The 25,389-nt window shown below is 64.8% G+C and carries 22 protein-coding genes; 13 read left to right on the forward strand and 9 right to left on the reverse strand.

The features are described 5' to 3' along the window. Positions 1 to 6: 6 nt before the first annotated feature. Positions 7 to 1,980, reverse strand: a complete 1,974-nt coding sequence (locus tag KR767_RS13160) for an alpha/beta hydrolase family protein (RefSeq protein WP_250876604.1) — start codon at positions 1,978 to 1,980, stop codon at positions 7 to 9. A 146-nt stretch (positions 1,981 to 2,126) separates the two neighbouring features. Between KR767_RS13160 and lgt the strand changes: the two genes are divergently transcribed. Together lgt and KR767_RS13170 are read left to right on the forward strand one after the other, a co-directional pair. After that, positions 2,127 to 2,954, forward strand: a complete 828-nt coding sequence (gene lgt, locus KR767_RS13165; protein ID WP_250876605.1) for a prolipoprotein diacylglyceryl transferase — start codon at positions 2,127 to 2,129, stop codon at positions 2,952 to 2,954. A 12-nt stretch (positions 2,955 to 2,966) separates the two neighbouring features. Then, positions 2,967 to 3,761, forward strand: coding sequence for a thymidylate synthase (locus KR767_RS13170; protein WP_250876606.1), 795 nt, complete (start codon positions 2,967 to 2,969; stop codon positions 3,759 to 3,761). Positions 3,762 to 3,770: 9 nt separating this feature from the next. On the opposite strand, the gene KR767_RS13175 is transcribed toward KR767_RS13170, so the two are convergent. Then, a complete protein-coding gene (locus KR767_RS13175) occupies positions 3,771 to 4,649 on the reverse strand; it encodes an alpha/beta hydrolase (RefSeq protein ID WP_250876607.1) in 879 nt (292 codons plus the stop codon). A 124-nt stretch (positions 4,650 to 4,773) separates the two neighbouring features. Between KR767_RS13175 and KR767_RS13180 the strand changes: the two genes are divergently transcribed. Then, positions 4,774 to 5,373 carry a TetR/AcrR family transcriptional regulator gene (locus KR767_RS13180; protein ID WP_250876608.1) on the forward strand — a complete coding sequence of 200 codons (600 nt, stop codon included), beginning with the start codon at positions 4,774 to 4,776 and terminating at the stop codon, positions 5,371 to 5,373. Positions 5,374 to 5,406: 33 nt separating this feature from the next. On the opposite strand, the gene KR767_RS13185 is transcribed toward KR767_RS13180, so the two are convergent. Together KR767_RS13185 and KR767_RS13190 are read right to left on the reverse strand one after the other, a co-directional pair. Continuing rightward, positions 5,407 to 6,639: an ABC transporter permease gene (locus KR767_RS13185; protein ID WP_250876609.1), complete on the reverse strand. Its 1,233-nt coding sequence runs from the start codon at positions 6,637 to 6,639 to the stop codon at positions 5,407 to 5,409. 10 nt (positions 6,640 to 6,649) lie between these two features. Continuing rightward, positions 6,650 to 7,960: an ABC transporter permease gene (locus tag KR767_RS13190; RefSeq protein ID WP_166949885.1), complete on the reverse strand. Its 1,311-nt coding sequence runs from the start codon at positions 7,958 to 7,960 to the stop codon at positions 6,650 to 6,652. A 263-nt stretch (positions 7,961 to 8,223) separates the two neighbouring features. Here KR767_RS13190 and KR767_RS13195 point away from each other — a divergent pair, with 263 nt between their 5' ends. Both KR767_RS13195 and KR767_RS13200 read left to right on the forward strand, forming a co-directional pair. Further along, a complete protein-coding gene (locus KR767_RS13195) occupies positions 8,224 to 8,712 on the forward strand; it encodes a dihydrofolate reductase (RefSeq protein ID WP_166949887.1) in 489 nt (162 codons plus the stop codon). Further along, entirely contained in the window at positions 8,709 to 9,644 is a 936-nt protein-coding gene (locus KR767_RS13200; RefSeq protein WP_250876610.1) for a Nudix family hydrolase, read from the forward strand. Before KR767_RS13195 ends, KR767_RS13200 begins: the two co-directional genes overlap by 4 nt. Positions 9,645 to 9,783: 139 nt before the next feature. On the opposite strand, the gene KR767_RS13205 is transcribed toward KR767_RS13200, so the two are convergent. From KR767_RS13205 to uvrA, 4 genes are all read right to left on the reverse strand, one after another. Beyond that, the gene (locus KR767_RS13205; protein ID WP_250876611.1) at positions 9,784 to 10,539 is read right to left on the reverse strand and encodes an enoyl-CoA hydratase/isomerase family protein; all 756 of its coding nucleotides are present in this window, start codon (positions 10,537 to 10,539) and stop codon (positions 9,784 to 9,786) included. Positions 10,540 to 10,754: 215 nt separating this feature from the next. Next, complete coding sequence (locus KR767_RS13210; protein WP_250876612.1) at positions 10,755 to 12,224, reverse strand: DUF4139 domain-containing protein; 1,470 nt, start codon at positions 12,222 to 12,224, stop codon at positions 10,755 to 10,757. Between the two features lie 147 nt (positions 12,225 to 12,371). Beyond that, entirely contained in the window at positions 12,372 to 12,794 is a 423-nt protein-coding gene (locus KR767_RS13215; RefSeq protein WP_250876613.1) for an acyl-CoA thioesterase, read from the reverse strand. Next, positions 12,791 to 15,775 (reverse strand): excinuclease ABC subunit UvrA, encoded by a 2,985-nt coding sequence (gene uvrA / locus KR767_RS13220; RefSeq protein ID WP_250876614.1) that lies wholly within the window; start codon positions 15,773 to 15,775, stop codon positions 12,791 to 12,793. The genes KR767_RS13215 and uvrA overlap by 4 nt, the downstream gene beginning before the upstream one ends. A 191-nt stretch (positions 15,776 to 15,966) precedes the next feature. Between uvrA and KR767_RS13225 the strand changes: the two genes are divergently transcribed. The 4 genes from KR767_RS13225 to cgtA all read left to right on the forward strand — a co-directional run bounded on the left by KR767_RS13225 (position 15,967) and on the right by cgtA (position 18,498). Then, positions 15,967 to 16,473: a DUF2059 domain-containing protein gene (locus KR767_RS13225; RefSeq protein WP_166949897.1), complete on the forward strand. Its 507-nt coding sequence runs from the start codon at positions 15,967 to 15,969 to the stop codon at positions 16,471 to 16,473. A 261-nt stretch (positions 16,474 to 16,734) separates the two neighbouring features. After that, the gene (rplU, locus tag KR767_RS13230; protein ID WP_166949899.1) at positions 16,735 to 17,049 is read left to right on the forward strand and encodes a 50S ribosomal protein L21; all 315 of its coding nucleotides are present in this window, start codon (positions 16,735 to 16,737) and stop codon (positions 17,047 to 17,049) included. Positions 17,050 to 17,069: 20 nt separating this feature from the next. Then, positions 17,070 to 17,327 carry a 50S ribosomal protein L27 gene (rpmA, locus tag KR767_RS13235; RefSeq protein ID WP_072321611.1) on the forward strand — a complete coding sequence of 86 codons (258 nt, stop codon included), beginning with the start codon at positions 17,070 to 17,072 and terminating at the stop codon, positions 17,325 to 17,327. Positions 17,328 to 17,430: 103 nt separating this feature from the next. Next, positions 17,431 to 18,498, forward strand: a complete 1,068-nt coding sequence (cgtA, locus tag KR767_RS13240; RefSeq protein WP_250876615.1) for an Obg family GTPase CgtA — start codon at positions 17,431 to 17,433, stop codon at positions 18,496 to 18,498. A gap of 169 nt (positions 18,499 to 18,667) precedes the next feature. On the opposite strand, the gene rpsT is transcribed toward cgtA, so the two are convergent. Then, on the reverse strand, positions 18,668 to 18,931 hold the full coding sequence (gene rpsT / locus KR767_RS13245; protein ID WP_090052307.1) for a 30S ribosomal protein S20: 264 nt from the start codon (positions 18,929 to 18,931) through the stop codon (positions 18,668 to 18,670). A gap of 232 nt (positions 18,932 to 19,163) precedes the next feature. On the opposite strand from rpsT, the gene murJ reads away from it, so the two are divergent. The 4 genes from murJ to lspA all read left to right on the forward strand — a co-directional run bounded on the left by murJ (position 19,164) and on the right by lspA (position 25,296). Then, entirely contained in the window at positions 19,164 to 20,771 is a 1,608-nt protein-coding gene (gene murJ, locus KR767_RS13250) for a murein biosynthesis integral membrane protein MurJ (RefSeq protein WP_166949903.1), read from the forward strand. 88 nt (positions 20,772 to 20,859) lie between these two features. Then, positions 20,860 to 21,816 (forward strand): bifunctional riboflavin kinase/FAD synthetase, encoded by a 957-nt coding sequence (locus KR767_RS13255; RefSeq protein WP_166949905.1) that lies wholly within the window; start codon positions 20,860 to 20,862, stop codon positions 21,814 to 21,816. A gap of 51 nt (positions 21,817 to 21,867) precedes the next feature. Continuing rightward, the gene (ileS, locus tag KR767_RS13260; protein ID WP_250876616.1) at positions 21,868 to 24,726 is read left to right on the forward strand and encodes an isoleucine--tRNA ligase; all 2,859 of its coding nucleotides are present in this window, start codon (positions 21,868 to 21,870) and stop codon (positions 24,724 to 24,726) included. Between the two features lie 69 nt (positions 24,727 to 24,795). Continuing rightward, positions 24,796 to 25,296, forward strand: coding sequence for a signal peptidase II (gene lspA / locus KR767_RS13265; RefSeq protein ID WP_250876617.1), 501 nt, complete (start codon positions 24,796 to 24,798; stop codon positions 25,294 to 25,296). Positions 25,297 to 25,389: the final 93 nt, after the last annotated feature.

The following is a 25,389-nucleotide window of genomic DNA, read 5'->3' on the forward strand; positions in this document are numbered from 1 at the left end:
GTTGGGTCAGGGCGCCGTGGGCGCCTGTCCGGCCGGCGTTCCGATGTTCTTGTCGAGGAAGGCCTGAAGCTTCGTATAGAACGCCTCGACATTCTCCGGCTTGACGAAACCGTGGCGCTCGCCGGAGCGGGTGAGGGCTTCGTAGGGTTTGTGTGCCGTGTCCAGCGCGGCCTTCATGGCCTTGAACTGGGCGTAAGGTGCGCGCTCGTCGTCCTCGCCGTGAACCAGCAACACCGGCACGGTGATCTTGTCCGCAAGGTGGGTGGGGGAGTTGGCGTTGAGGTCGGCCTCATCGCGCCCGATCACGGTGGTGAGGTAGCTGCGCCCCGACTTGCGGTCCTTGATGTCGCCCTTGTTGTACATCATGTCCAGGTCGTAGATGCCGGCATAACCGACGGCGCACTTGAACAGGTCCGGCGCGCGCACGGCGGTCATCATGGCCGAATAGCCGCCGAAGCTTGCCCCGTAGACGCATACGCGCTTCGGATCGGCGTAGTTCTGCGCTATGGCCCACTTCACGCCATCGATCAGGTCGTCCTGGATGCGGTTACCCCACTTGAGCCAGCCGGCCTGTTCGAAAGCGCTGCCCCGGCCGCCCGAGCCGCGATAGTTCACCTGGAGCACCAGGTAGCCACGGTTGGCGAGGAACTGTGCATCCTGGTCGTAGTACCAGGTATCCGAAATGCCGTGCGGGCCGCCATGCGGCAGCAACACCATGGGCAGGCTGGTTTCCGGCTTGTCCTTGGGGAAAGTCAGGATGGCCTCCAGTTCCATGCCGTCGCTGGCCTTGAAGCGCAGCGGACGACGCTCGGCCATCTTCGCCGGGTCCATCCACGGCGTGACGGCGAACAGGTTGCGCACCTTGTAGTTATGCGTGTCGATCAGCATGTAGCGGCCGGGGTCGCGGTCGCTGGATACCGAGAACAGCAGCTGCGTGCCGTCTTCGCTGAAATCGACGAAACGCACGGCGCTGCCAGGAAATTTCTGGGACAGCGCACGGTGCAGCTTGGACACGGTTTCGTTCTGGTCGAAGTAGGTCACGCTGGGCACGCCCGTTTCCGACACGATGCCGAAGGGGCGCAGCGGCGCGGCGGTCCACAATCCACTGGGCGTGACCTGGCTGAAGCTGTCGCCGCCCAGGCGCTTGCGATTGCCGCCGTCCTCGTCCTGCTCGTCGAACTCGCTTCCCTTGCCGTCCGGGCTGTACATGGCGTAGATGCGCTGGCTGCCGCTGACCTGGGCAACCGGAAGGAAACGCTGGCCGGTGATCTCGGGGCCGAGTTTCGTCCAGCCACTGCCGTCGCGGTGGAACACCACGTATTTATAGTCGTCGTCGGTGCCGAAGGCGAAGCGGGGGTCACCGTTATCCGTCAGCATGAAATTCAGGCCGCTGATGCCGATGTCGGCGATCTGCCTGCGCGTGCTGCTGGTTGCGTCCACGTCATAGATCGTGCTGCGGTTCTGGTCGCCCCACGACGTGGTGCGCATATAAAAATGGCCGTTGGTCTTTGGCGGCGTGCCTTCGATCTCGCCCCAGCCACGATCGAGCGCGCGCGTGGCGGATCGCTTGCCGACGCTTTCGTAGCCATAGAGGTAATCCGGGTTCTTGCCGTCCATGTCCACGGCCATCAGCTCGCCGGTATAGCGCGTGCTGCCGATCGAGCCATCCTGCTTGCCGCGGGCCACGACGATGCGCGTCGGACTGACCCAGGCCATGGTCGCGGGTAGTTCATACGGCGGCATGCGGATGAGCGACTTCGGCTGGCTCATGTCGTCCACGGCATAGACGGCGATGCCGTGACTCTTGCCATCCTGGTCGTGATAAATCACGGACAGGTATTTGCCATCCGGCGAGAGGCGGGGCGAGGTCAGTGGCAGGCGCCGGGCAAAGTCGGTGACCGGGATGGTGTCGGCTGCACAGGCCATGGAGACGGCGAGGCACAACCCGGCAAGCAACGGCCGGGCGAAGCGGTACGTCATGGTGTTCCCCCTGTTGGACTTCCTTGAAGCGCCGTCCCCCCGGACGGCGCAGGGCACGGGTATATCCCATTCGCCGATGACCGGCAAGGCAGGCCGGACAACGGGGGAGGCGGTACACTTGGCGCCTGTTCCGATCTGGTTTGCCCATGGCCGCTCCGTTCGTCGTCGATATCGACCCCGTCGCCTTTTCGCTGGGCCCCATCCAGGTGCACTGGTATGGCCTGATGTACCTGGGCGGCTTCCTGGGAGGCTGGGCACTGGGCGAATACCGCCGTCGCCAGGGTCGCCTGCCGGTCAACTCCGACCGCTTCGGCGACCTGATGTTCTACGCCATGATGGGCGTGGTGGTGGGTGGTCGCGTCGGCTACATGCTGTTCTATACGGCCATCAACTGGATCTGGACCGACCCGCTCGCGATCTTCCGCGTCTGGGACGGCGGCATGTCCTTCCATGGTGGCCTGCTCGGCGTACTGGCGGCGGGCCTGTGGTGGTCGCGGCGCAACGGGGTCAAGTTCTTCGATGCCGTGGACTTCGTCGCTCCCCTGGTTCCCGTGGGCCTCGGCCTGGGGCGCCTGGGCAACTTCATCAACGGCGAGCTGTGGGGCAAGCCCACCGATCTGCCGATCGGCATGATCTTCCCGCATGCACCCGACGCGCTGCCGCGCCATCCGAACCCGCTGTACGAGTTTGCGCTCGAAGGCGTGGTGATGTTCGTGGTGCTGTGGGTCTTCTCGATGAAGCCGCGCCCTCGTTATGCGGTGTCCGGCATGTTCGCGCTGCTGTATGGCGTGTTCCGCTTCATCATCGAATTCGTGCGCGTGCCCGATGCACAGCTGGGTTACCTCGCCTTCGGCTGGGTCACCATGGGCCAGATCCTCTCGCTGCCGCTGATTGCCGTGGGCATCCTGTTGCTGGCCATGTCCCGGCGCGCGCCGTATGCGCCTGTCGCGCAGCCCGTCGCGACGGCCAGCTGATACCGTATCGCCATGCAGCCTTATCTCGAACTTCTCCGCCACGTCCTCGACCACGGCACGCTCAAGTCGGACCGCACGGGCACCGGCACGCGCAGCGTGTTCGGCTGGCAGATGCGCTACGACCTGTCGAAGGGTTTTCCGCTGGTCACCACGAAGAAGCTGCACCTGCGCTCCATCGTGCATGAGCTGATCTGGTTCCTGAAGGGCGACACCAATATCGCCTACCTCAAGGAAAACGGGGTCAGCATCTGGGATGAATGGGCTGATGCGAACGGCGACCTGGGGCCGGTCTATGGCCGCCAGTGGCGCGCATGGCCCACAGCCGACGGCAAGGTGGTGGACCAGATATCCTGGGTGATCGACGAGATCCGCCGCAACCCGGATTCACGCCGCCTCATCGTTTCGGCATGGAATGTCGGCGAGCTGCCGAAGATGGCACTCATGCCGTGCCACACGATGTTCCAGTTCTACGTGGCGGATGGAAAACTCTCCTGCCAGCTTTACCAGCGTTCGGGCGATATTTTCCTCGGCGTGCCGTTCAATATCGCCAGCTACGCACTGCTTACCCACATGATTGCGCAGGTCACAGGTTTGCAGCCAGGCGACTTCGTGCACACGCTGGGCGATGCGCACCTGTATTCGAATCACATCGAGCAGGCGGAGAAGCAGCTGGCGCGCGAGCCGCGCAAGCTGCCGAAGCTGGTATTGAATCCCGATGTGAAGTCGATCTTCGATTTCCGTTTCGAAGATATCGCCATCGAGGATTACGAGCCGCACCCGGCGATCAAGGCACCGGTCGCGGTCTGAGTTTCGCCGTCAGGCTGCCGCTTCGGCGGCGGCGCCTGCAAGAAAGGCCATCGACGCATCGATTACCGACGGGTGGTCCACCATGCGGTTGTGGCCAAGACCTTCCGTCGTCATGAGGCGTGCGCCCGGCCACAGGCTGGCATAACGCTCGCCTTCCTCCCACGGTGTTTCCCGGTCCAGGCGGTCGTGGATGACCAGGGCTGGCCGGTCGATGCGGGTGACGCGGCGCTCGGCATTGAAGTCGTCGAAGCTGACGCTGCCCGTGAGATTGCGCAGCCAGCTTTCGAAGTGTGGGAATACGCGCCTGGAGACATTGAGCAGGCGGAAAGTGCGAAACACGCCATTGACCGGCACCGCCATCGGCGCCAGCAGTACGTAACGACCAGGATGCCAGTCGTTTTCCTCGGCGAAGGGAATCGACATGGCGCCTAGTGAGTGCCCGATGTAGGCAGCAGGACGACCATAGTGGCGACCCACGATACGCAGGATGTCAACGAAATGCGGCATGGAGCTGACGTCGCCATCGCTCAGGCCGTGACCCAGCTGGTCGAATCCCACCACGGCGTATCCCATGGCGCGAAGACGCGGCACCCAGGCGGCGAAGCGCAGGCCATAGCTCGACCAACCGTGCCCGAGCAGCACGAACGGCTCGGTTTCCGGCGAGCCCCAGGTGTAGGTGGTCACCTTCTGGCAGTTCACCGTGAGTTCGCCGACCTGGACGCCCTTGGTGGTCGCCATGGCATCGACCGCGCGCTGGCGTCCGATCTTGTCCGGCGTGACGAAACGGCGGGCGAGTGCGCGACCCGTGCGGGCCGGTGCGACGCGGCTTGCTACGCCGAAGAAAGCCCGGGCAAGCCGGAGCCGGAGGGGTGGGGACGATTTTTTCACGGTGGGGAAGTCCGCGATGAAAAGGAACTTGACACTGTCAAGATCGAATCAGTCTGTCATTATGGTCTTGTCATCGTCAAGATCGATTGCGCATCCCAAGCGCGGCCCATGCGTGGAATAGTCAATGCCTGAAAGAACCAGCACATCGCGATATCACCATGGCGACCTCGCGGCGGAGTTGCGCCGCGTGGCGTGGGATATCGTGGGTGAATCCGGCGTTCGCGGGCTCTCGCTGCGCGAATGCGCGCGTCGTGCGGGCGTATCCCATGCGGCTCCGACGCATCACTTCGGCTCGCTGGAAGGGCTTCTGGTGGAAGTGGCGGCCGATGGCTACGAACGCATGGCCGCCACCATGGATGAAGACGTCGAGCGGGCGGGGCATCGTCTGGTGGGGTGTGGGCTGGGCTATGTGCGTTTTGCCACCGAGTATCCCCAGCAGTTTCGCCTGATGCTCGGCACCGACCGTGGCGGTGGCGACTGCCCGCGCCTGCGCGAATCGGCGGCGCTCGCGCTGTCACGCCTGCGCGAAGCCATCCGTGAAGCCTGGACACTGAAACACGGTGAAGCGCCCGGCGACGACGTGCTGGAAGAACGTACCGTGCTGGGCTGGGCGGCTGCGCATGGCTACGTCCTGCTCGCCATTGACCGGCAGTTGTTGAGCACGACCTTGCCGCCAGCACGCAAGGTGCTCTGGCCCATGCTCGACGCCTTGCTGCAAGCCTGATCTGCGCCTGTCGATACCCGTCGGCGTGATGCCTTACACGGTCCGGGTCGCTTCTACGGGAGGCACGCGCGATGCCCTCATGGCGGGTCCCAGCACCGCCAGCTGCCCAAGGCACAGCAGGCCGAGGATGGCCGTCACCACGTAGAACAAGCCGAGCCGGCTGATCTCGAATTCGCTCATCATCCAGCGATTGAGGGCGAAGGCCAGCACAACGCCGACGATGAGGCCCGCCATGGCGATCAGGCTATTTTCTGTAAGGAAGTACACCAGGATGTCGCGACGGGTGGCACCCAGGGCACGCCGGATGCCGATCTGACGGCGGCGCTGGCCTACCCAGAAGCTCGTGAGTCCGACGATGCCAGCGGCGGTCACCAGCAGCAGGACCACGCTGATGCCACCAAGCATCCAGGCCAGCCCGCGGTCGGCCTTGTAGGCACGCTCGCGTACCTGCTGAAAGGTGAGCACGCCATTGGGCTGGGGAATGACGCGTTGCATGCTGAAGGTCTTCAGTGCCTCGGGGACGCGCTTCACCAGCGACGGGAGCTGTCCGGGCTGCGCACGCACGATCAGGAGCATCCCCCGCTGAGTCATGCGCATCGGGACGATGATGCTTTCCTGCCAGGTCTTGTCGTCGCCCTGGTCGAGAGACGGCGCATGCATGCGTTCCACGATACCGATAATGGTGCTGGGGTGTGCGCCAAGGTTGCCGATGTACATCTGTTTGCCCAGTGCGTCGCCGGCCGGAAAGGCATGGTCGGCAAAAGCGCGGGTGAGAATGATCGCGGCGGCGTCCGGCGTGCCGTTCTCCACCATGGTGGTGACGTCGCTTGCCTGGAAATTGCGGCCTGCGATGAGTTTTAGTCCGAGTGTCGGCAATAGGTGCTCGTCGCCGAAGACAATGGGAATGCCGCGTGTACCCACGTTCGCTCCCGTGGGTGTGAGCCGGACACCACTTCGCCAGCCGGAGCCCGCCAGTGGCATCGTGTTGGTGGCGACGGCATCGGCCACGCCGGGCAGTGCGCGCAGCATGGCGATGTCTGCGACTTGCCGGGTAACGAACTCGGTGGGCGGTGCCACCCATTTGTTGTTCACCACCATGAGATCAGACTCGGCGATGCCGGTGTCGCGGCTCATGCGGTCAAGGCGATTGTGGATGACATAGGCGGCGTTGCAGATCACGGCGAGGGTAAGCGCGATCTGCGCGGCAATGAGCAGGGCGCCTGCCTTGTGGTAGCGCAGTGCGGACAGGATGGGACGAATGGGCATGTTCATCTTCTTAGCCTGCCTTGAGTTGCCATGCCGGTTGCACGCGCGATGCGCGCCACACGGGGTAGAAGGCCGCGAGCAGTGTGCTGGCCAGGGCCACGAGCACCGTGATGCCGAGCAGCGAGAGATTCATGGCCGCCAGCTTCGCCACGACGGGCGAGAACACCAGTTGCAGGCAAAGCGTGCCCAGGCCCGTCAGGAGGATACCGAGCAGGCCCCCCGCCAGGCCGACAGTCGCCGCTTCCAGCATGAATTGCGCGTAGATCGCCCGGCGCGAGGCACCGAGTGCGCGCCGCACGCCGATCTCGCCGGCCCGGCGCATGAACTTCGCCAGCAGCAACCCGATCACGTTGACCAGGCAGATGCCCAGGAACGCGACAGAAATCACCAGGCCCATGCGTGCTTCCGGCGGGACGACGCGGCGGTAGGCGAGCCAGCTCATCACATCGCGCAGTCGCACATTAGGGTCCCAGTGGAAACGCCCGGCACGATTCTGTTCGAGCGAATAGTCCCTGAGAAACTGGCGGTAGGCTGCCGCGCTTGCCGCGTCGGGAAGCTCGACCCAGTAGCTCACGAAGATGCATTCTGAGCGCACGAAGTTATCCCAGCCCGGTGCCGACGGCTTGTTGCAGGCGTTGCCACCTTCCGGATTTCTTCCGTCGGCAATGGCCCGCCCGAAGGGCATGTACATCTCGCCCAGGTCGCCGAAACCATTGCCTGCATCGAGGTCGAAGAAGCGTGGGCGCATCTCCATGCGACGGGTCACGCCGACCACGCGGAAGGTCTTGCCGTCCAGGTTGATTTCCCTTCCCACGCTGTTTGCTCCACCGAACACCCTGTCGTTGAGGTCTTCGGCGATCACCACCACGGGGGCTTCGGCTTCGTCATCCTGCACGGACCACGGGCCGCCATAGACGAACTTCATGTCGAACATGGGAAAGACATCCGTTTGCACCGCATAGCCGCGCACCGGCCATGCAAGCTGGCCCGGCTTGTCGAAGACGACGGAAGCGCCGATCGGATAGAGCGCTGTTTCGCGCAGCGCCCGGTGGGCGTGCTTGAGTGCCAGGGCATCGCGCCAGGTAATCCACGGCATCGGATCGGCACCGGGATCGTCCGGGTCGGGGCCATAGTTGTCGATCTGGGCGATGAACAGCTGGGAGGATTTCTGCGGAATGGGATCGCCCGATGTCGCACGGAACACCGAGTAGCAGGTCATGGCGGCCGCGACGCCGACACCGATGACCACGATCATCAGCGCCGTCAGCACGGGGCTGCGCCTGAGGCTTCGGAATCCCAGCTGGGCGTAGTAAGCGAGCATGGTGGTGCCTTCCCCTGGTTGGCTGACGATCAGTGCAAAGCAAGGGCTGTGCCATGCCCCGGAGCGCCCCTGGACGCCTGCCGGACCCGGCATCCCCATGTCCGCGGACATTGTCACTCGGACAGGCGGACGGCCCTGCGCCTGCGCCCGGGCCATTTCAACTTAAACAATTGTTAGTTCCGTCTCAGGGCCCGGAGGACTACTATCCGCACGCACCGTCCCCATGTCGGTACGTACCGTCCCCACTTTGCGAAGGAAGTTCCATGGCTGTTCACCTGGTTGCCGCGCTCGACGAAAACTTTGCCATCGGCAAGAAGGGCGGCTTGCCCTGGCATCTTCCGGACGACCTTAAGTACTTCAAGGAGCTGACCTCGGGGCGCGCCGTACTGATGGGACGCAAGACGGCCGAGTCCATTGGTCGGGCGCTTCCGGACCGCGTGAACTACGTGCTGTCGCGCAAGGGCGAGGCACCGTACCCGGGCCAGATCACCGTGCGTTCGGTCGCCGAGGCACAGGCCAGCTGCGGCCACACGGGCCTTATGGTCATCGGTGGTGGCGAGGTGTATCGCGAGGCACTGCCTTATGCGAAGGAACTGTACCTGACTTACGTCTACCACGCCTTCGATGGTGCGGACGTCTTCTTTCCCGGTGTGGATTTCAAGCACTGGACCGAGGTCTCGCGCGTGCATCACGCGAAGGACAAGGATCACCCGCATTCGTTCGACATGGTCAAGTACGTCTACAACGGATGATGGACGTCGTCGCCGGTATCCTCATTGACGGTGCCGGCCGCATCCTCATCGCGCAACGTCCGCCGGGCAAGCACCTGGCGGGCATGTGGGAATTCCCCGGCGGCAAGCTGGAACCCGGCGAGGCGGCAGAGGCGGCCCTGGTGCGCGAGCTCGACGAAGAGCTTGGCGTGGCCGTCGATCCGCTGTCGTTCGAGCCCCTGATCCGCGTGCCGTGGTCGTATGGCGGCCGGGCGATGCGGCTTGAAGCCATTCTCGTACGGGCATGGAGTGGCGAGCCCGCGGCGCTCGACGCGGCCGTGATCGAATGGCAGCTACCAGAGGCCATTGATCCGGGCATCCTGGCCCCGGCTGACCGGCCCATCCTGGCTGCATTGAAGCTGCCCGCGCACTATCCGATCACGCCCGCCGACGTTTCGGTGAATGAGGCCGTGACGCTGGTGCGTGTTGCGCTGGCGCGTGGCGAGCGGTTGATCCAGTGGCGGGTGCCTTCCGCGTCGTCGTCGGACAGCCGGGAGGCCATCGAGGCCTTGCTGCCCGAGCTTCGCCGTTTCGGTGCAGCGCTGGTGCTGAGCCGCGATATCGAGATGGCGCGTGAACTTGGTCTTGGCGTGCACCTGGCTTCTGCGCAGTTACGTCAGCTGGGCGCGCGTCCGCTGCCCCTGACCCAGTGGGTCGGGGCCTCATGCCACGACGCGGAAGAACTGGCCCTGGCCTGTCGTCTGGGCTGTGATTTCGCCACGCTGTCGCCGGTGATGGCGACGAAAAGCCATTCGGATGCCGAGCCGCTGGGCTGGCCCCGGTTTGCGCAGATGGCAGAAGCAGCGTCGCTGCCGGTGTTCGCGCTGGGTGGTATGGGGCCGGATGATCTCGTCGATGCGCGGATGCATGCCGGGCAGGGCGTCGCAGGCATCCGAGCCTTGATGCCCTTGTAAGCGCACACCTTATGTTGCCCTTGTAGGAGCGCGCCTTGCGCGCGACAGCGTCCCAGGTGGGCGATCGATCCCGGTGTTTCGCTCCGTATCGGTCGCGCGCAAGGCGCGCTCCTACAGGAGCGATGCCGTCTGGTTTGAACTATCGGGCCTTCAGGCGAGCCACCAGGGCCTTCATCACCGCCTGCGTTTCCTCCGAGAAAAACGCATCGATGAATGACGGATCGAGCAGGCCGTTCGTGTCGCCCCACACGTCGACCAGGTCCTTGCGCGCGATGGCACGGGTGGCGAGCATGGCCCTGGGCGGCAACTTCAGCATGTCGCCGAGCCAAAGCGCGGCGCGTGTGACCACCTGCTCGACGGCAGCGAGTTCATCGACGAGGCCGATGGCATGTGCCTGCTCCGCATCGACCATGGCGCCAGCGACCAGCAGCCGTTCGGCGCGATGCGTGCCGACGAGGCGGCGCATGGCGAACTGGATGGGCTCCGGCACGGCCATGCCTACCTGTACTTCGTTGAGGCCGATCTTGTACACGCCGTGCGCCATGATGCGGTAGTCGGCGAACAGTGCGAGCACGGCACCACCGGCCGGGCTATGGCCTGTAATCGCCGCTACGGTCGGGACGGGCGAGGCGGCGATGGCGCCGCAGAGTGCGAAGAAGGCGTTCCAGAATTCGCCCACGCCAGCATGGTCGCGTTGCAGCAGCGAAGGGACGTCGACACCGGCGGAGAACATGCCTTGCGTGCCCGACAGCACGATACCGCGAGCGCCGTTGGCCGGTGCGGCTTCGATCGCCTCGCGCAGTGCGTTTACCAGGGTGAGGTCGAGCGCATTGACCGGCGGCCGCGCCATGCGGATTTCGTGGATGCCACCGTCGTGGGGAAGGATATCGAGCATGGGGCCTGTCCGATGGGTTGGGTGATGCTTCGATTATGGCGGCTGTGGCTATGGAGCGCTGCACCCCTCACGGTCGCGCGCAAGGCGCGCTCCTACAAGTCACCGCAGCCCTTGTAGGAGCGCGCCTCGCGCGCGACCGTCGGATGCCGCCCCCGCACAAGAACCACAGCGCCCCCATGTAGGAGCGCGCCTTGCGCGCGACCGGCCCGTCCAGGTCACTCCTTGGGCAGATCCGCATCCGTCCAGCTATAACGCACCGAATAATCGAGCGTCGCCGTGCCACCGGCAGGCACATCCACCTTGAACTCCAGCTGTTCCGGGCTGGTCTTCGTCGGCTTGATCGACGATGAGGTGACCGTCCACGAACGCCAGCGGTTCGGATGCTCGTGCACTGTCACCACGCGCTTCGTCTTGCCGGCATTCGTAAAGGTCAGGCGGAAGCTCTCATCGATGCGATGCTCCGGCGCGCTGGCGCTGAATGTCGTCTGCTCGCGCGTGACGCGCAGGTCGAAGGCATTGCCCAGCGTAACGGTGGCATCCTTGTTCTTCGGCGTATCGTCGATCCGGCCTTCGCCCAGCAGCTCGGCATTGCCATCGCGATCCGCGGTGAGCACGCGAACGTAACCAGCCGGCAGGCTGTCGAAGGCCTTGAAGCTTACCTGCGAGACGACGGGCGCATTGCTGGGCGCATCCAGGTTGCGTTCCATCTGCGGACGCGGCGGCATGTAGCCGAAGCCCCTGTTGGCGTCGTATACCGCCTGCAGTTCGCAATCGATCGTGCGGCTGTCATAGAGCGGCGTCTGGGTGACGCTGCCGTCCGGCAGGTCGACCGCAGCGGGCAGCGTGTAAGTGCGCAGGTCGCCCAGTGTGGCCTGCTCGGGCATGGCATCCGCCATCGCTGCCATCGCAGGCGCGGGTACGCCGCGGGCCATGAACATTTTCGGCTGCGGGCCGGACTTGGCGCGATTGGCATCGCCGGCGATGAGCTTGAGCGAGACGTCCTTCCAGTCGCGGCCGCTGCGATTGGCGATGCTCGCCGAGGCATCGAAGTTCATCCGGCAGCTGTTGCCCGCTGCCAGTGTCGCGACATACGCGCCGCGCCAGCCGAGGCCGGAGGTCGGGTAATCGAGCTGGGCAGCCGTATTGCCGGACGAGCCGCCGGTGACGCGCACCTGCAGGGTCGAGCCGCGGGCGATATCGGCCGCGTCGGTGACGCGCAGGGCCGAGTATTCCTTGACCACGCTGGTGCCGTTGCTGGGATCGCGCACCACGAGAGCGTTGCCTCCCTGCACCAGCTTGCCGCTGGCGATGGGCTGGCCGGCGCTGCCGATGACCGTGATGTCGTGGCCGACGAGGCTGTTCACGGCGGCGTCGAAGCCCTGTCCTAGCAGCAGGCGCTGCGAGACGACGCGCGTGCCCTTGCCGGGAAAGCGCAGGCTCAGCGCCTCGCTGTCGAGGGCGGAAGGCAGGCCGCCGATGGAAAGGTCCTGGGTGCCACCGGTGAGGTTGAACGAGCGGCGTTCGTGGACCACGGCATAGCCGTCGCCCGATACGGCATCACCATTGGTGGCGAACAACTGGTCGCTGTCGGCGCGGTACAGGGTGAGCGCGGTGCGCTCGTCGGCGGCGAAAGCGGGGAAGGCGACCGCAAGGGCGACCGCAAGGGTGAGGGGACGACGCAGCATGTTTCTCTCTCTCCATGGATGCCCGTCCGGGGATCATACCGAGGAGAGATGAACACTGTAGGAGCGCGCCTGCGCGCGACCGGGGTGACGACAAGGCTTAGAGCCATCGCACCCCCCGGTCGCGCGCAGGCGCGCTCCTACACGAAATCAGGCGGGAATCGCGTCCTTGACGGCCTGCGGCACGGGGACCGGGCGGCCGGTCTTCGTGTCGATCCACACCATGGTGACGCTGCCGTCTGCATGGATGCGGGTGGCGTCGTCGGCATCCATGATGCGGTGGCCGATGGTCATCGAGCTGGTACCCAGGCGGTTGAGGTACAGCTCGATCTCGATATTGGCCGGCCACTCGATCGGCAGGCGGTAGTTGATCTCGCTGTGCGCCATCACCGGTGCAGCCTCCGGGCTGTACCAGTTGCCGGGAAGGTCCTTCAACCATTGCAGACGGGCTTCCTGGAGGTACACCAGGTAGTTCGAATTGTTGACGTGGTTGTAGGCGTCGAGGTCCTGCCAGCGGACGTCCATCGGAGCGATGAACAGCGGCTTGGGCGTGGTCGCGGTGTCGTGGCTCATGCGGTCTTTTTCTTCTTCGCGGTCTTGGCGGTTTTTACCGGCGGGGCAGCCTTGGTTGTCGCTTTCCTGGCGACAGCAGGTTTCGCGGCAGCAGGCTTCGCAGCGGCTGACTTGGTAGTAGTCGATTTTGCGGTAGCCGCCGTGGCTGCCGGCTTTGCCGGCTTCAGGTGCGGCAGCAGGAAGCGCCCGGTATGCGATGCCTTCGTGGCGGCCACTGTTTCCGGCGTGCCGCTGACCAGGATGCGTCCGCCGCCCGCACCGCCCTCGGGACCAAGGTCGACCAGCCAGTCGGCTGTCTTGATGACGTCGAGGTTGTGCTCGATCACCACCACGGTGTTGCCGTGCTCCACGAGCTTGTGCAGCACGTCGAGCAATTGCTCGATGTCGTGGAAATGCAGGCCGGTGGTGGGCTCGTCGAGGATATACAGCGTGCTGCCCGTGTCGCGCTTGGACAGCTCCTTCGACAGCTTCACGCGCTGGGCTTCACCGCCGGACAGCGTCGTGGCGCTCTGGCCGAGCTTGATGTAATCGAGGCCGACCGCACGCAGCGTTTCCAGCTTGCGTGCAATCACCGGTACATTCTCGAACAGCTTGAAGGCGTCTTCCACCGTCATGTCGAGCACGTCGGCGATGGTGTGACCCTTGTAGAGCACTTCCAGCGTTTCGCGGTTGTAGCGCTTGCCATGGCAGACGTCACAGGGCACATACACGTCCGGCAGGAAGTGCATCTCCACCTTGATCATGCCGTCGCCTTCGCACGCCTCGCAGCGTCCGCCACGCACGTTGAAGCTGAAGCGGCCCGGCGTATAGCCGCGCGAGCGTGCCTCGGGCACCTGCGAATACAGGTCACGCAACGGCGTGAACAGGCCGGTATAGGTAGCCGGGTTCGAGCGCGGCGTGCGGCCGATGGGGGACTGGTCGATGTCCACCACCTTGTCGAACAGGTTCAGTCCTTCGATGGATTCGTACGGTGCCGGCTGCTCGCTGGCGCCGTTGAGTTCCATCGCCGCAATACGGAAAAAGGTGTCGTTGATCAGCGTGGACTTGCCGGAGCCGGACACACCCGTGACACAGGTGAAGGTGCCGACGGGCAGGCGCACGTCGACGTCCTTCAGGTTGTTGCCGCTGGCGCCCTTGAGTTCGATCCACTGGCCGTCACGTGCTTCGCGACGCTTCTTCGGCACCTCGATGCCACGTTCGCCGCTGAGGTACTTGGCGGTGACGGAACGCGGCGATTTCATCACCTGCTCCAGCGTGCCCTCGGCGACGATGTCGCCACCATGCACGCCGGCACCCGGGCCGATGTCGAGGATGTGGTCTGCGGCGCGGATGGCGTCTTCATCATGCTCCACCACGATCACGGTGTTGCCGAGGTCGCGCAGGCGGGTGAGGGTACCGAGAAGGCGTTCGTTGTCGCGCTGGTGCAGGCCGATGGACGGCTCGTCCAGCACGTACATCACGCCCACGAGGCCGGCGCCGATCTGGCTGGCCAGGCGGATGCGCTGCGCTTCGCCACCCGACAGCGAATCGGCCTGGCGGTCTAGCGTGAGGTAGTTAAGGCCCACGTCGTTGAGGAAGGTGAGCCGCTCGCGGATTTCCTTGACGATCTTCACCGCGATCTCGCCGCGCCAGCCGGGCAGCTTGAGCCTGGCGAAGAACTCCAGCGCCGATTCGATGGCCTGCGAGGTGATCTCGGGGATGGCCTTATCTGCCACGAAGACGTTGCGCGCCGACGGATTCAGGCGCTGGCCGCCGCAATCCGGGCACGGATGGTCGGCGATATAGCGGCTCAGTTCCTCGCGCACCGCCACCGATTCGGTTTCGCGGTAGCGGCGTTCGAGGTTGGGCAGGATGCCTTCGAACTTGTGCTCACGAGTGACCTTGCCGCCACGTTCGGTGACGTAGCGGAAGGGGATCACGTCCTTGCCCGAGCCGTTGAGTACGGCGTTCTGCACCGACTTCGGCAACTGCCGCCAGGGCGTTTCCGGATCGAAGCCGTAGTACTTCGCCAGCGAAACGATCATCTGGTAGTAGTAGGCATTGCGGCGATCCCAGCCACGGATCGCGCCGCCGGCCAGGCTCAGCTCCGGATGGTTCACCACACGGGCCGGGTCGAACACCTGGGTGACACCCAGGCCGTCGCAGGTGGGGCAGGCGCCCACGGGCGAGTTGAACGAGAACAGGCGCGGTTCCAGTTCCGGCAGCGAGTAGTCGCATAGCGGGCAGGAGTAGCGCGACGAGAACAGCTGTTCCGGCGCCTTGGCATCGTCCATGTCCACCAGGATCACGATGCCGTCGCCGAGGCGCAGGGCGGTCTCGAACGATTCGGCCAGGCGCTGCTTGATGTCCTCGCGCGGACGGAAGCGGTCGATCACCGCCTCGATGGTGTGCTTCTGGCGCAGGGTGAGCGGCGGCACGGCGTCGAGGTCGTACACCTCGCCGTCCACGCGGGCGCGCACGAAACCCTGCGCGCGCAGCTGTTCGAACACCTGCACGTGCTCACCCTTGCGCTCGCGGATCACGGGCGCCAGGAGCATCCAGCGCTTGTCGGCATCCAGGGCCAGGGCCGTGTCCACCATCTGGCTGACCGTCTGGGCTTCCAGCGGAATGCCGTGCGTCGGGCAGCGCGGCGTGCCGACACGCGCGTAGAGCAGGCGCAGGTAGTCGTACACCTCGGTGATCGTACCGACGGTGGAGCGTGGGTTGTGGGAGGTCGACTTCTGCTCGATCGAGATGGCCGGGGAGAGGCCTTCGATCGTGTCCACGTCCGGCTTTTCCATCATCGAGAGGAACTGTCGCGCATAAGCGGACAGGGACTCGACGTAGCGACGCTGGCCTTCGGCATAGATGGTGTCGAAAGCCAGCGACGATTTGCCGGACCCGGACAGCCCCGTGATGACAATGAGCTTGTCGCGGGGCAGGTCGAGGTCGATGTTCTTGAGATTGTGCGTGCGGGCGCCGCGGATGCGAATGCTGTCCATGTGCCGACGTAGATGGGGGAAAACGAGGACTATACCAAGGGTGTCCAGCCCGCATCCGTGGCAGATATGTGACGATTCCTCACAAACCTTTTGCGGCCGATGCGGTTCTGTCCGGATTACCCCCTTCCATGGCGGCCCGGCTACCATGGGCCGCCCCGGGAGGGGTACCACCCATCCGAAGAGGACAGACCATGCGCAAGTGGACAGGGATCGCGACCGGCCTCGTGCTGGCGGTGTGTACGGCGGGGCAGGCCATGGCGGCCCAGCCCAGCGAGCAGCAGGTGAGAAAGCTGATGGACGTGGTCGGCATGGGCCGCATGCTGAGCCAGATGAACAGCCAGATGGCCGGCGTGATGCAGAACGCGCTGCCCTGCGTGCCCGCCAGCTACTGGCAGGGCTTCGTGGATGCCAATGCCACCAACCAGCTGATCGGCCGCATGGTGCCGGTCTACCAGAAGCACTTCACCGACAAGGAAATCGATGAGCTTCTGAAGTTCTATTCCACCCCGACCGGCCAGAAGGTGATCCGCGAGATGCCTGCGACCATGGCCGAGGGCATGCAGATCGGCAAGGCCTGGGGCCAGGAGCGCGGCCAGCAGATGATCGCCCAGCTGCAGAGCCAGGGCACCCTGAACGCCCAGGGCCAGTGCCCGGCCACCGGCGCCGCCACGAATCCGGCCCCGGCCCCCAAGAAATAATAGGAGCCCTGTAGGAGCGCGCCTTGCGCGCGACCGGGATGGCGGTGGCGTTCATGTTTGCGTGCGCCCTGACCCGGGTCGCGCGCAAGGAGCGCTCCTACATATTGATTCGTAAAGCTTTTTCCTGGAGCGGCCCGTTTTGCCGCTCCCGCCTCCGCGACTTAACCACCTGATTGACCTTGCCTTTTCCCTGCCGCTATAATTCGCGGTTCGTAACACCTGCAACACCCCAAGAAGAACTACAGAAACCAGGAAACAACCATGAGCTACGCAGTCATCAAGACCGGTGGCAAGCAGTATCGTGTGATGCAGGGCGAAGTCCTGCGCGTCGAGCTGCTCCCCGCCGATGTCGACGCCACCATTACGTTCGACCAGGTCCTCCTCGTCGGCGAAGGTGAGTCGATCACCGTTGGCGCCCCGCTGGTCGCCGGTGCCACCGTCAGCGCGAAGGTCCGCGCACACGGCCGCGCCGATAAGATCCGCATCGTCAAGTTCCGTCGTCGTAAGCACTACAAGCGTACGCAGGGACATCGTCAGCATTACACCGAAATCGAGATCACGGGCATCAACGCCTGAGTCGCCGGAGGATATGAGTCATGGCACATAAAAAAGGCGTAGGTTCCAGCCGCAACGGTCGCGATTCGAACCCGAAATACCTCGGCGTGAAGATCTACGGCGGTCAGGCTGTCGAAGCCGGTAACATCATCGTTCGTCAGCGTGGCACCAAGTTCCACGCCGGCGTGGGCGTCGGCCTCGGCCGCGACCACACCCTGTTCGCGCTGGTCGACGGCACTGTGTCGTTCAAGACCCGCGGCGACAAGGGCCGCAAGTTCGTCGACGTCGTCCAGGCGTAAGCCTCCACGATGCGATAGCGAAGGCCCCGCCCATGGCGGGGCTTTTCGTTTGTAAGGCCCTTCCATCCTGCCGACCCTGTCGGCGCTTTCAGTAGGTTGCCCCATGAAATTCGTCGACGAAGCCCAGATTCGAGTCCATGCCGGTGACGGCGGTAACGGCTGCGTAAGCTTCCGTCGTGAGAAGTTCATCCCCTTTGGCGGCCCTGACGGTGGCGACGGCGGCGACGGTGGTTCCGTCTGGCTGATCGCCGACGAAGGCATCAATACCCTGATCGATTTCCGGCACCAGCGCTCCTTCAAGGCAAAGCGCGGGCAGGGCGGCATGGGTAGCCAGATGTACGGCAAGGGTGGCGAGGACATCCAGATCCGCGTGCCGGTCGGCACCGTGGTCACCAATGTCGATACCGACGAGGTGATTGGCGATCTCACGGCCCATGGCCAGCGCCTCAAGGTGGCCGAGGGTGGTCGTGGCGGCCTTGGCAACATCCATTTCAAGAGCTCGGTCAATCGTGCTCCGCGCAAGTCCACGCCGGGTACGCCGGGCGAGGTGCGCGACCTCAAGTTCGAGCTGCGCCTGCTGGCCGATGTCGGTCTGCTGGGCTTCCCGAATGCCGGCAAGAGCACCTTCATCCGCGCCGTGTCGGCAGCGACGCCGCGCGTGGCTGATTACCCCTTCACCACGCTGCACCCGAACCTGGGTGTGGTGCGTATCGGCACCGACCAGAGTTTCGTGATTGCCGATATCCCCGGGATCATCGAGGGTGCGGCCGATGGCGCCGGCCTGGGTATTCAGTTCCTACGCCATGTGTCGCGCACGAGCCTGCTGCTGCATGTGGTGGATATCCAGCCGATCGACGGTTCCGACCCGGTCGAGCAGGTGCGCACCATCGAGAGCGAGCTTCAGCAGTTCGACGCCGAGCTGGTCGAGCGCCCGCGCTGGCTGGTCATCAACAAGTCCGACGTGTTCTCCGATGAGGAGGAATTGCACGCGGTGGCCAACGATATCGTGGCCCGCCTGGAGTGGAAGGGCCCCTGGTTTCTCGTCTCTGCGGCCAGTCAGGCCGGCACCTGGGATGTCTGCCTCAAGGTGCAGCAGTTCTTCGACGCCGAGTACGCCGCCCGCCGCGAACGCACCGAAGCGGCCGACGACGTGCGCATGCGCGGCGAATAAATCCAAAACCCCTGTAGGAGCGCGCCTTGCGCGCGACCGGTTGGAATATGGCGCCCTGGATCAGGGGTGTCGCCTGCCCGGTCGCGCGCAAGGCGCGCTCCTACAGATTCAGGCAACAAAAAAGCCGGCTTGCGCCGGCTTTTTTGCTATAGCGATGTCGCGCAGGCGATTAAGCCAGGTCGCGGATCTTCGCGTTCAGGCGGCTCTTGTGACGAGCGGCCTTGTTCTTGTGGATCAGGCCGCGGGCGGCGTAGCGGTCCATGACCGGCACGGCGACGGCGTAGGCCGAAGCAGCGGCGGCCTTATCCTTGGCGTCGATCGCCTTGACGACCTTCTTCAGTGCGGAACGCACCATGGAACGCGCGCTGACGTTGCGCAGACGGCGCTGCTCCGACTGACGCGCACGCTTCTTCGCGGACTTGATGTTGGCCAAGGTAAAGCTCCAGAGTTCGGTTGGTTATAAAAAAGACACCCATTGTGCGATCAAAAATGGGGCGCGTCAATAGGTTAGCCCCTCACGGGAAGGGCTGGGGCGGAAAGGCTCCGCCTGTCCGTGAATTTCCAGACTGCAGACTGTCCCCCGCCCGGCCGCCGCTGTCAAACTAGGGGTTTGCGACGGCCTGTCTGGTCGTCCCGACCGGCCCCATCAGGTAACCGTTGCACGGATGAAAACCCCCAGCCTTTTACGCGGCATGCTGTCCTTCAGCGGCATGACCATGGTCTCCCGTGTGCTCGGCCTCGTCCGCGACATGGCCATCAATGCTTCGTTCGGCGCCAATGCCGCCACCGACGCGTTCTGGGTGGCCTTCCGCATTCCCAACTTCATGCGCCGCCTGTTCGCCGAGGGTTCGTTCTCCACGGCGTTCGTGCCGGTGTTCACGGAGGTGAAGGAGACCCGTCCCCACGACGACCTGAAGCGGCTGATGTCGCAGACGTCAGGCACGCTCGGTGGCGTGCTGCTGGTGGTGGTGGCGCTGGGTGTGATCTTTGCCCCGCAGGTCACGGCGCTCTTTTCGCCCGGTGCGGTGGAGACCCCGGAGAAGTTCGGCCTCACCATCGACCTGCTGCGCCTGACCTTTCCCTTTCTGCTGTTCGTCTCCCTGACCGCCCTCTGCGGTGGCGCGCTGAACAGCTTCCATCGCTTCGGATTGCCGGCGCTGACACCGGTGATCCTCAACCTGTGCATGATCGGCGGCGCGCTGTGGCTGGCGCCGAAGCTGCACACGCCGATCATGGCGATGGGCTGGGCCATCCTCGTGGCGGGCGTCCTCCAGCTCGCCTTTCAGTTGCCGGCCCTGCGCCAGCTCGACCTGCTGGCCCTGCCTCGCTGGGGCTGGCAGTCGCCGGACGTGCGCCGGATCATGAGCCTGATGGTGCCGACCCTGTTCGGTTCCTCGGTAGCCCAGATCAACCTGCTGCTGGACACGGTGATCGCCTCGCTGCTGGTGGCCGGTTCGCAGAGCTGGCTGTCGCAGGCCGACCGTTTCCTGGAACTGCCGCTGGGCGTGTTCGGCGTGGCCCTGGGTACCGTGATCCTGCCCTCCTTGTCCCGCCACCACGTGGCGACCGACAAGGACGGCTTCTCCCGGGCGCTCGACTGGGGCCTGCGCACAACCCTGCTCATTGCGGTGCCGGCGATGTTCGCCCTGATGATCCTCTCCGTGCCGCTGGTGGCGACCATTTTCCAGCATGGTCGGTTCACCGCCTTCGACACGCGCATGGCCTCCATGTCGATCTCGGCGCTCAGCTTCGGCTTGCCTGCATTCGCCCTGGTGAAGGTCGTGCTGCCGGCGTTCTACGCCCGCAAGGACACCCGTACACCGGTGCGTGCCGGCGTGGCGTCGCTGGTGTCGAACATGGTGTTCAACGTGATCTTCCTGGCCCTGCTGTTCTTCCTGTGGGCCACGCCGGCGCAGAAGGCCGGTTCGTGGTTCGAGGCGATCTCCACCATTCCGGGTCTGCACATGGCGCTGGGCATGGCCAGTGCGCTGGCCAGCTACCTGAATCTCGTGCTGCTGTGGCGCTGGCTGGGCAAGGCCGGTGTATATACCCGCCAGCCCGGCTGGGGGCGTCATGTGCTGCGCCTGGCGGTGGCCTGTGGCGTGATGGTGGCCGTGCTTTTGCTCGGCCTGCACGTCTGGCCCGAATGGAGCGATGTCGAGAAATGGGAGCGGGTATGGCGTCTTGCCATCCTGGTCGGGGCAGGTGGCGGCGCCTATGTGGCCGCCCTGTTCGCCATGGGCTTCCGCCTGCGCGACCTGCGGGCGCGATGAGGGCGTCCGCCTCGCATTGTGCGGCGCAATGGGGCCGTTATACTGGCCCGATGGCTTTTATTCCGCATCGATTCCAGGACGCCCGCGTATGACCCTGCGACTCCACCGTGACGTCGACGGGCCCTGTCTTGCGCCTGAAGGCAGCGTCGTGGCGATCGGCGCCTTCGACGGCCTGCACCTGGGGCACCAGGCGATTCTTGCCGAGGTGCGCCAGCGCGCGGCCGAGCGAGGTCTTGCGGGGGCGGTCATCACCTTCGAGCCGTTGCCGCGAGCCTACTTCTCGAAGGAGCCGGTGCCGCGTCTGTCTGGTGTCCGCGAGAAGGCTGAGGGCATGGGCGCGGCCGGTATCCGCGAACTGCTCTCGTTGCGCTTCGACCAGGCGCTGACCGAAATGTCCGCCGAAGACTTCGTCCACAAGGTGATCGTGCAGCGCATGGCCGCGCGCGAGGTCTGGGTAGGGGAGGACTTTCGTTTCGGTCACAAGCGCGGCGGCGATTTCGCCCTTTTGCAGCGGATGGGTGCCGAACTGGGTTTCACCGCCCATGCCGTGGCTCCCGTTCTCGTCGATGGCGAGCGGGTCTCGTCGTCGAAGGTGCGCACGCTGCTTGCCGAAAGCCGTTTCGCCGACGCGGCGACCCTGCTGGGTCGTCCTTTCGTCATCGATGGCCACGTCGAGCATGGTCAGCAGCTTGGCCGTACGCTTGGCTACCCCACGGCCAACATCCACCTGCGCGAGCGCGTGAGCCCCATCCAGGGCATTTTCGCGGTGCGCATCGGGGTGGGTGACGGCCCGTGCAGCTGGCCCGGCGTGGCAAGCCTCGGTTTCCGGCCTACCGTAAACGAAGTGCGCGAACCGCTGCTTGAAGCCCATCTGTTCGATTTCTCCGGCGACCTCTACGGCCAGCGCATCGGCGTGGAGTTCGTGCGGAAACTGCGCGATGAAGAAAAGTTCGACGGCCTCGATGCCTTGACCGCACAAATGCGCAAGGACGAGATCGCCGCCCGACAGGCCCTTGGGATGAACCCCATACTTGTCGATGCATGACGTGATACGCGGCCGGACGGCCGCGACCCGACACCACCACGGTTCCCAGCGATGACCCAGGATTACAAGAACACCATCAACCTGCCGCAGACCGCGTTCCCCATGCGCGGCGACCTGCCCAAGCGCGAGCCCGAATGGCTGGCCACCTGGGAGCGCGTCGGTCGTTATGCGCAGATCCAGGAAAAGACCGCCGGCCGCGACAAGGTGTTCGTGCTGCACGACGGCCCCCCGTACGCCAACGGCGCCATTCACCTGGGCCATGCGGTCAACAAGGTGCTGAAGGACGTCGTGGTCAAGTCGAAGCTGATGGCCGGCTACCGCGCACCTTACGTGCCGGGCTGGGATTGCCACGGCCTGCCCATCGAAATCGCCATCGAGAAGAAGTTCGGCAAGGCGGGCGACAAGCTCGACGCCGCCGCCTTCCGCCAGAAGTGCCGCGAGTACGCGCTGGCCCAGATCGACCTGCAGCGCGGCGACTTCAAGCGCCTGGGCGTGCTGGGTGATTGGGAAAAACCCTACCGCACCCTCGATTTCACCTATGAAGCCGACATGATCCGCGCACTGGCGCGCATCGTGGACAACGGCCACGTGGTGCGCGGCGCCAAGCCCGTGTACTGGTGCTTCGACTGCGGCTCGGCGCTGGCCGAGGCGGAAATCGAATACGGCGAGAAGACCTCGCCCGCGGTCGACGTTGCCTACGACGCAATCCATCCGAAGGAAATCGGCGCCGAGTTCGGTGTGGATGTGGGCGACGCCATCGTTGCGATCCCCATCTGGACCACCACGCCGTGGACGCTGCCGTCCAGCCAGGCAGTGTCACTCGGTGGCGAAATCGAATACTCGCTGGTCGAAGGCCCGGCGCGTGACGGCAGGCGTGTGCTGCTGGTGCTGGCCTCGGCGCTCGCCGGCAAGGCACTCGCCCGTTATGGCGTGGAAGAAGTGACCGAACTCGGTCGCGTGCAGGGCGCCGTGCTTGAAAACAAGCTGCTCCAGCATCCGTTCTACGACCGCAAGGTGCCGGCAATCCTCGGTGACCACGTGTCGGCCGAAGACGGTACCGGTGCCGTGCATACCGCACCCGATCATGGCGCGGAAGACTTCGCCGTGGGCCTCAACTACGGCATCGGCACGCTCAACTACGTGGACGGTCGCGGCGTGTATCGCAGCGACGTTCCGCTGGCAGGCGATGTAGCGCTGGCCGGCCAGCACATCTGGAAGGCCAACGACGTCATCGTCGACCTTCTGCGTCCGCGCGGCGTGCTGCTGGCGGCAGCCAAGCTCACCCATAGCTATCCGAACTGCTGGCGCCACAAGACCCCGGTGATCTACCGCGCCACGCCACAGTGGTTCATCAGCATGGAAGAAGCCAGCCTGCGTCGCACGGCGCTCACCTCGATCAAGAGCGTGCGCTGGGTGCCGGGCTGGGGCGAAGAGCGCATCGCCGGCATGATCGACGGCCGTCCCGACTGGTGCATCTCGCGCCAGCGCACCTGGGGCGTACCCATCACGCTGTTCATCGACAAGAACACGCATGAGCCGCATCCGGATTCCGTTGCGCTGATGGAGAAGGTCGCCAGGCACGTGGAGAGCGAGGGCATCGATGCGTGGTTCACCCTTGACGCACGCGAACTGCTCGGCGATGACGCCGACAAGTACGAGAAGGTGACCGACGTCCTCGACGTGTGGTTCGACTCCGGCGTGAGCCACCATGCGGTGATCGGCGCACGTCCGGAACTGCAGGCCAACGGCGCCTCCGAATACAAGGTGATGTACCTCGAAGGTTCCGACCAGCATCGCGGCTGGTTCCAGTCGTCGCTGCTCACTTCGGCGGCCATCCACGGTCGCGCGCCTTACGATCATGTGCTTACCCACGGCTTCACCGTGGACGCGCAGGGCCGCAAGATGTCCAAGTCGCTGGGCAACGGCATCGAGCCGCAGGACATCATGAAGACCCTGGGTGCGGACATCCTGCGCCTGTGGATCTGCTCCACCGACTACCGCAACGAGATGTCGCTGTCCGACGAAATCCTGAAGCGCGTGTCGGATACGTATCGCCGCATCCGCAACACGGCGCGCTTCCTGCTGGGCAACCTCGACGGCTTTGACCCCGACAAGCACCTGCTCGCCACCGAGGCCTGTCTCGACCTGGACCGCTGGGCGGTGCAGCAGGCGGCTGACACGCAGGCGGCCATCGTGGCGGCATACGAGCGTTACGACTTCCCCGAGATCGTCCAGCGCGTACAGAACTTCTGCACCAACGAACTGGGTGCGTTGTACCTCGACGTCACCAAGGATCGCCTCTACACGATGCCGACCGACAGCAAGGGTCGTCGCAGCGCACAGAGCGCGATGTACCGCATCGTCGAGGCCATGGTGCGCTGGATCGCGCCGATCCTGAGCTTCACCGCCGAAGAAATCTGGCAGAGCCTGCCCGGCTCGCGTGACGAATCGGTGCTGTTCAACACCTTCTACGAGGGCCTGGATGTACGTCAGGATGGCGACCAGCGCGGCTGGTGGTCGAACCTGATCGCCATCCGCGACACGGCCTCGCGCGTGCTCGAGAGCATGCGCAAGGCCGGCCAGATCGGCGCCTCGCTCGATGCGACACTGACGATCCATGCCGACAAGGCCGTGCAGTCGGCCCTGGCTGAATCAGCTGGGGAGCTTCGCTTCTTCTTCATCACCTCGGATGTGATCCTTGCACCGGTCGATGGTCGTCCGGAGTCGGCGGAGAAGGTGGAAACCGAACTCGGCGAGGTCTACGTGTCGGCCAGCGTCAACGACGACACCAAGTGCGTCCGCTGCTGGCACCATCGTCCCGACGTCGGCGCGGATCCCGCTCATCCGGAACTCTGTGGCCGTTGCGTCGAGAACGTGGCGGGGCAGGGCGAGGACCGTCGCTGGTTCTGATCCGGCGTCGTCCCCCATACCCGCGCCACCGGATGGCGCGGGTCGCTCCCGTAACCCATGGCTGACCGAATGACCCTACGTCCCAAACCCAATGCCCTGTCCTGGCTGTGGCTCGCCGCGGCCATGATCGTGCTCGACCAGCTGACCAAATGGTGGGCCCTGTCGGCCCTTCAGCCCGCCGAGACACCGCATCCGGTGATTCCGGGCATCCTCAACTGGACGCTCACCTTCAACACGGGCGCCGCCTTCAGCTTCCTGGCGGACAGCGCTGGCTGGCAGCGCTGGTTCTTCGCCCTGCTGGCCGTGGGCATCAGCGCCACGCTGAGCGTGTGGCTGTCGCGTACCGCGCGCAACGACTGGCGCACGGCCCTGCCGCTGGCCCTGATCGTCGGCGGCGCCCTGGGCAACCTGATCGATCGCCTGCACGCGGCCAAGGTCACGGACTTCATCCAGGTTTTCCTGGGCAGCTATCCGTTTCCGGTGTTCAACGTGGCCGATTCGGCCATCAGCGTGGGCGCCGTGGCACTGATCGTGTTCAGCATCTTCTCCGGCTCCCAGAAAAAGCCCTGAGCCTCCCTGTAGGAGCGCGCCTTGCGCGCGACCGGGGCGGAGCCTTTCGACACACGGCTCCGCCCCGGTCGCGCGCAAGGCGCGCTCCTACGC

Origin of the sequence: Luteibacter anthropi (assembly GCF_023699965.1) — a bacterium.
In the GTDB taxonomy this organism is placed as follows: Bacteria; Pseudomonadota; Gammaproteobacteria; order Xanthomonadales; family Rhodanobacteraceae; genus Luteibacter; species Luteibacter anthropi.

Bases quoted from the DNA above. Each gene is read 5' to 3' on its own strand.
- cgtA (WP_250876615.1), top strand. From the start codon at position 17,431: ATGAAATTCGTCGACGAAGCCCAGATTCGAGTCCATGCCGGTGACGGC.
- KR767_RS13225 (WP_166949897.1), top strand. From the start codon at position 15,967: ATGCGCAAGTGGACAGGGATCGCGACCGGCCTCGTGCTGGCGGTGTGT.
- KR767_RS13200 (WP_250876610.1), top strand. From the start codon at position 8,709: ATGATGGACGTCGTCGCCGGTATCCTCATTGACGGTGCCGGCCGCATC.
- murJ (WP_166949903.1), top strand. From the start codon at position 19,164: ATGAAAACCCCCAGCCTTTTACGCGGCATGCTGTCCTTCAGCGGCATG.
- KR767_RS13205 (WP_250876611.1), bottom strand. From the start codon at position 10,539: ATGCTCGATATCCTTCCCCACGACGGTGGCATCCACGAAATCCGCATG.
- lspA (WP_250876617.1), top strand. From the start codon at position 24,796: ATGACCCTACGTCCCAAACCCAATGCCCTGTCCTGGCTGTGGCTCGCC.
- KR767_RS13215 (WP_250876613.1), bottom strand. From the start codon at position 12,794: ATGAGCCACGACACCGCGACCACGCCCAAGCCGCTGTTCATCGCTCCG.
- lgt (WP_250876605.1), top strand. From the start codon at position 2,127: ATGGCCGCTCCGTTCGTCGTCGATATCGACCCCGTCGCCTTTTCGCTG.
- rpmA (WP_072321611.1), top strand. From the start codon at position 17,070: ATGGCACATAAAAAAGGCGTAGGTTCCAGCCGCAACGGTCGCGATTCG.
- KR767_RS13185 (WP_250876609.1), bottom strand. From the start codon at position 6,639: ATGCCCATTCGTCCCATCCTGTCCGCACTGCGCTACCACAAGGCAGGC.
- ileS (WP_250876616.1), top strand. From the start codon at position 21,868: ATGACCCAGGATTACAAGAACACCATCAACCTGCCGCAGACCGCGTTC.
- KR767_RS13210 (WP_250876612.1), bottom strand. From the start codon at position 12,224: ATGCTGCGTCGTCCCCTCACCCTTGCGGTCGCCCTTGCGGTCGCCTTC.
- KR767_RS13195 (WP_166949887.1), top strand. From the start codon at position 8,224: ATGGCTGTTCACCTGGTTGCCGCGCTCGACGAAAACTTTGCCATCGGC.
- rplU (WP_166949899.1), top strand. From the start codon at position 16,735: ATGAGCTACGCAGTCATCAAGACCGGTGGCAAGCAGTATCGTGTGATG.
- uvrA (WP_250876614.1), bottom strand. From the start codon at position 15,775: ATGGACAGCATTCGCATCCGCGGCGCCCGCACGCACAATCTCAAGAAC.
- KR767_RS13255 (WP_166949905.1), top strand. From the start codon at position 20,860: ATGACCCTGCGACTCCACCGTGACGTCGACGGGCCCTGTCTTGCGCCT.
- KR767_RS13160 (WP_250876604.1), bottom strand. From the start codon at position 1,980: ATGACGTACCGCTTCGCCCGGCCGTTGCTTGCCGGGTTGTGCCTCGCC.
- KR767_RS13170 (WP_250876606.1), top strand. From the start codon at position 2,967: ATGCAGCCTTATCTCGAACTTCTCCGCCACGTCCTCGACCACGGCACG.
- KR767_RS13190 (WP_166949885.1), bottom strand. From the start codon at position 7,960: ATGCTCGCTTACTACGCCCAGCTGGGATTCCGAAGCCTCAGGCGCAGC.
- KR767_RS13180 (WP_250876608.1), top strand. From the start codon at position 4,774: ATGCCTGAAAGAACCAGCACATCGCGATATCACCATGGCGACCTCGCG.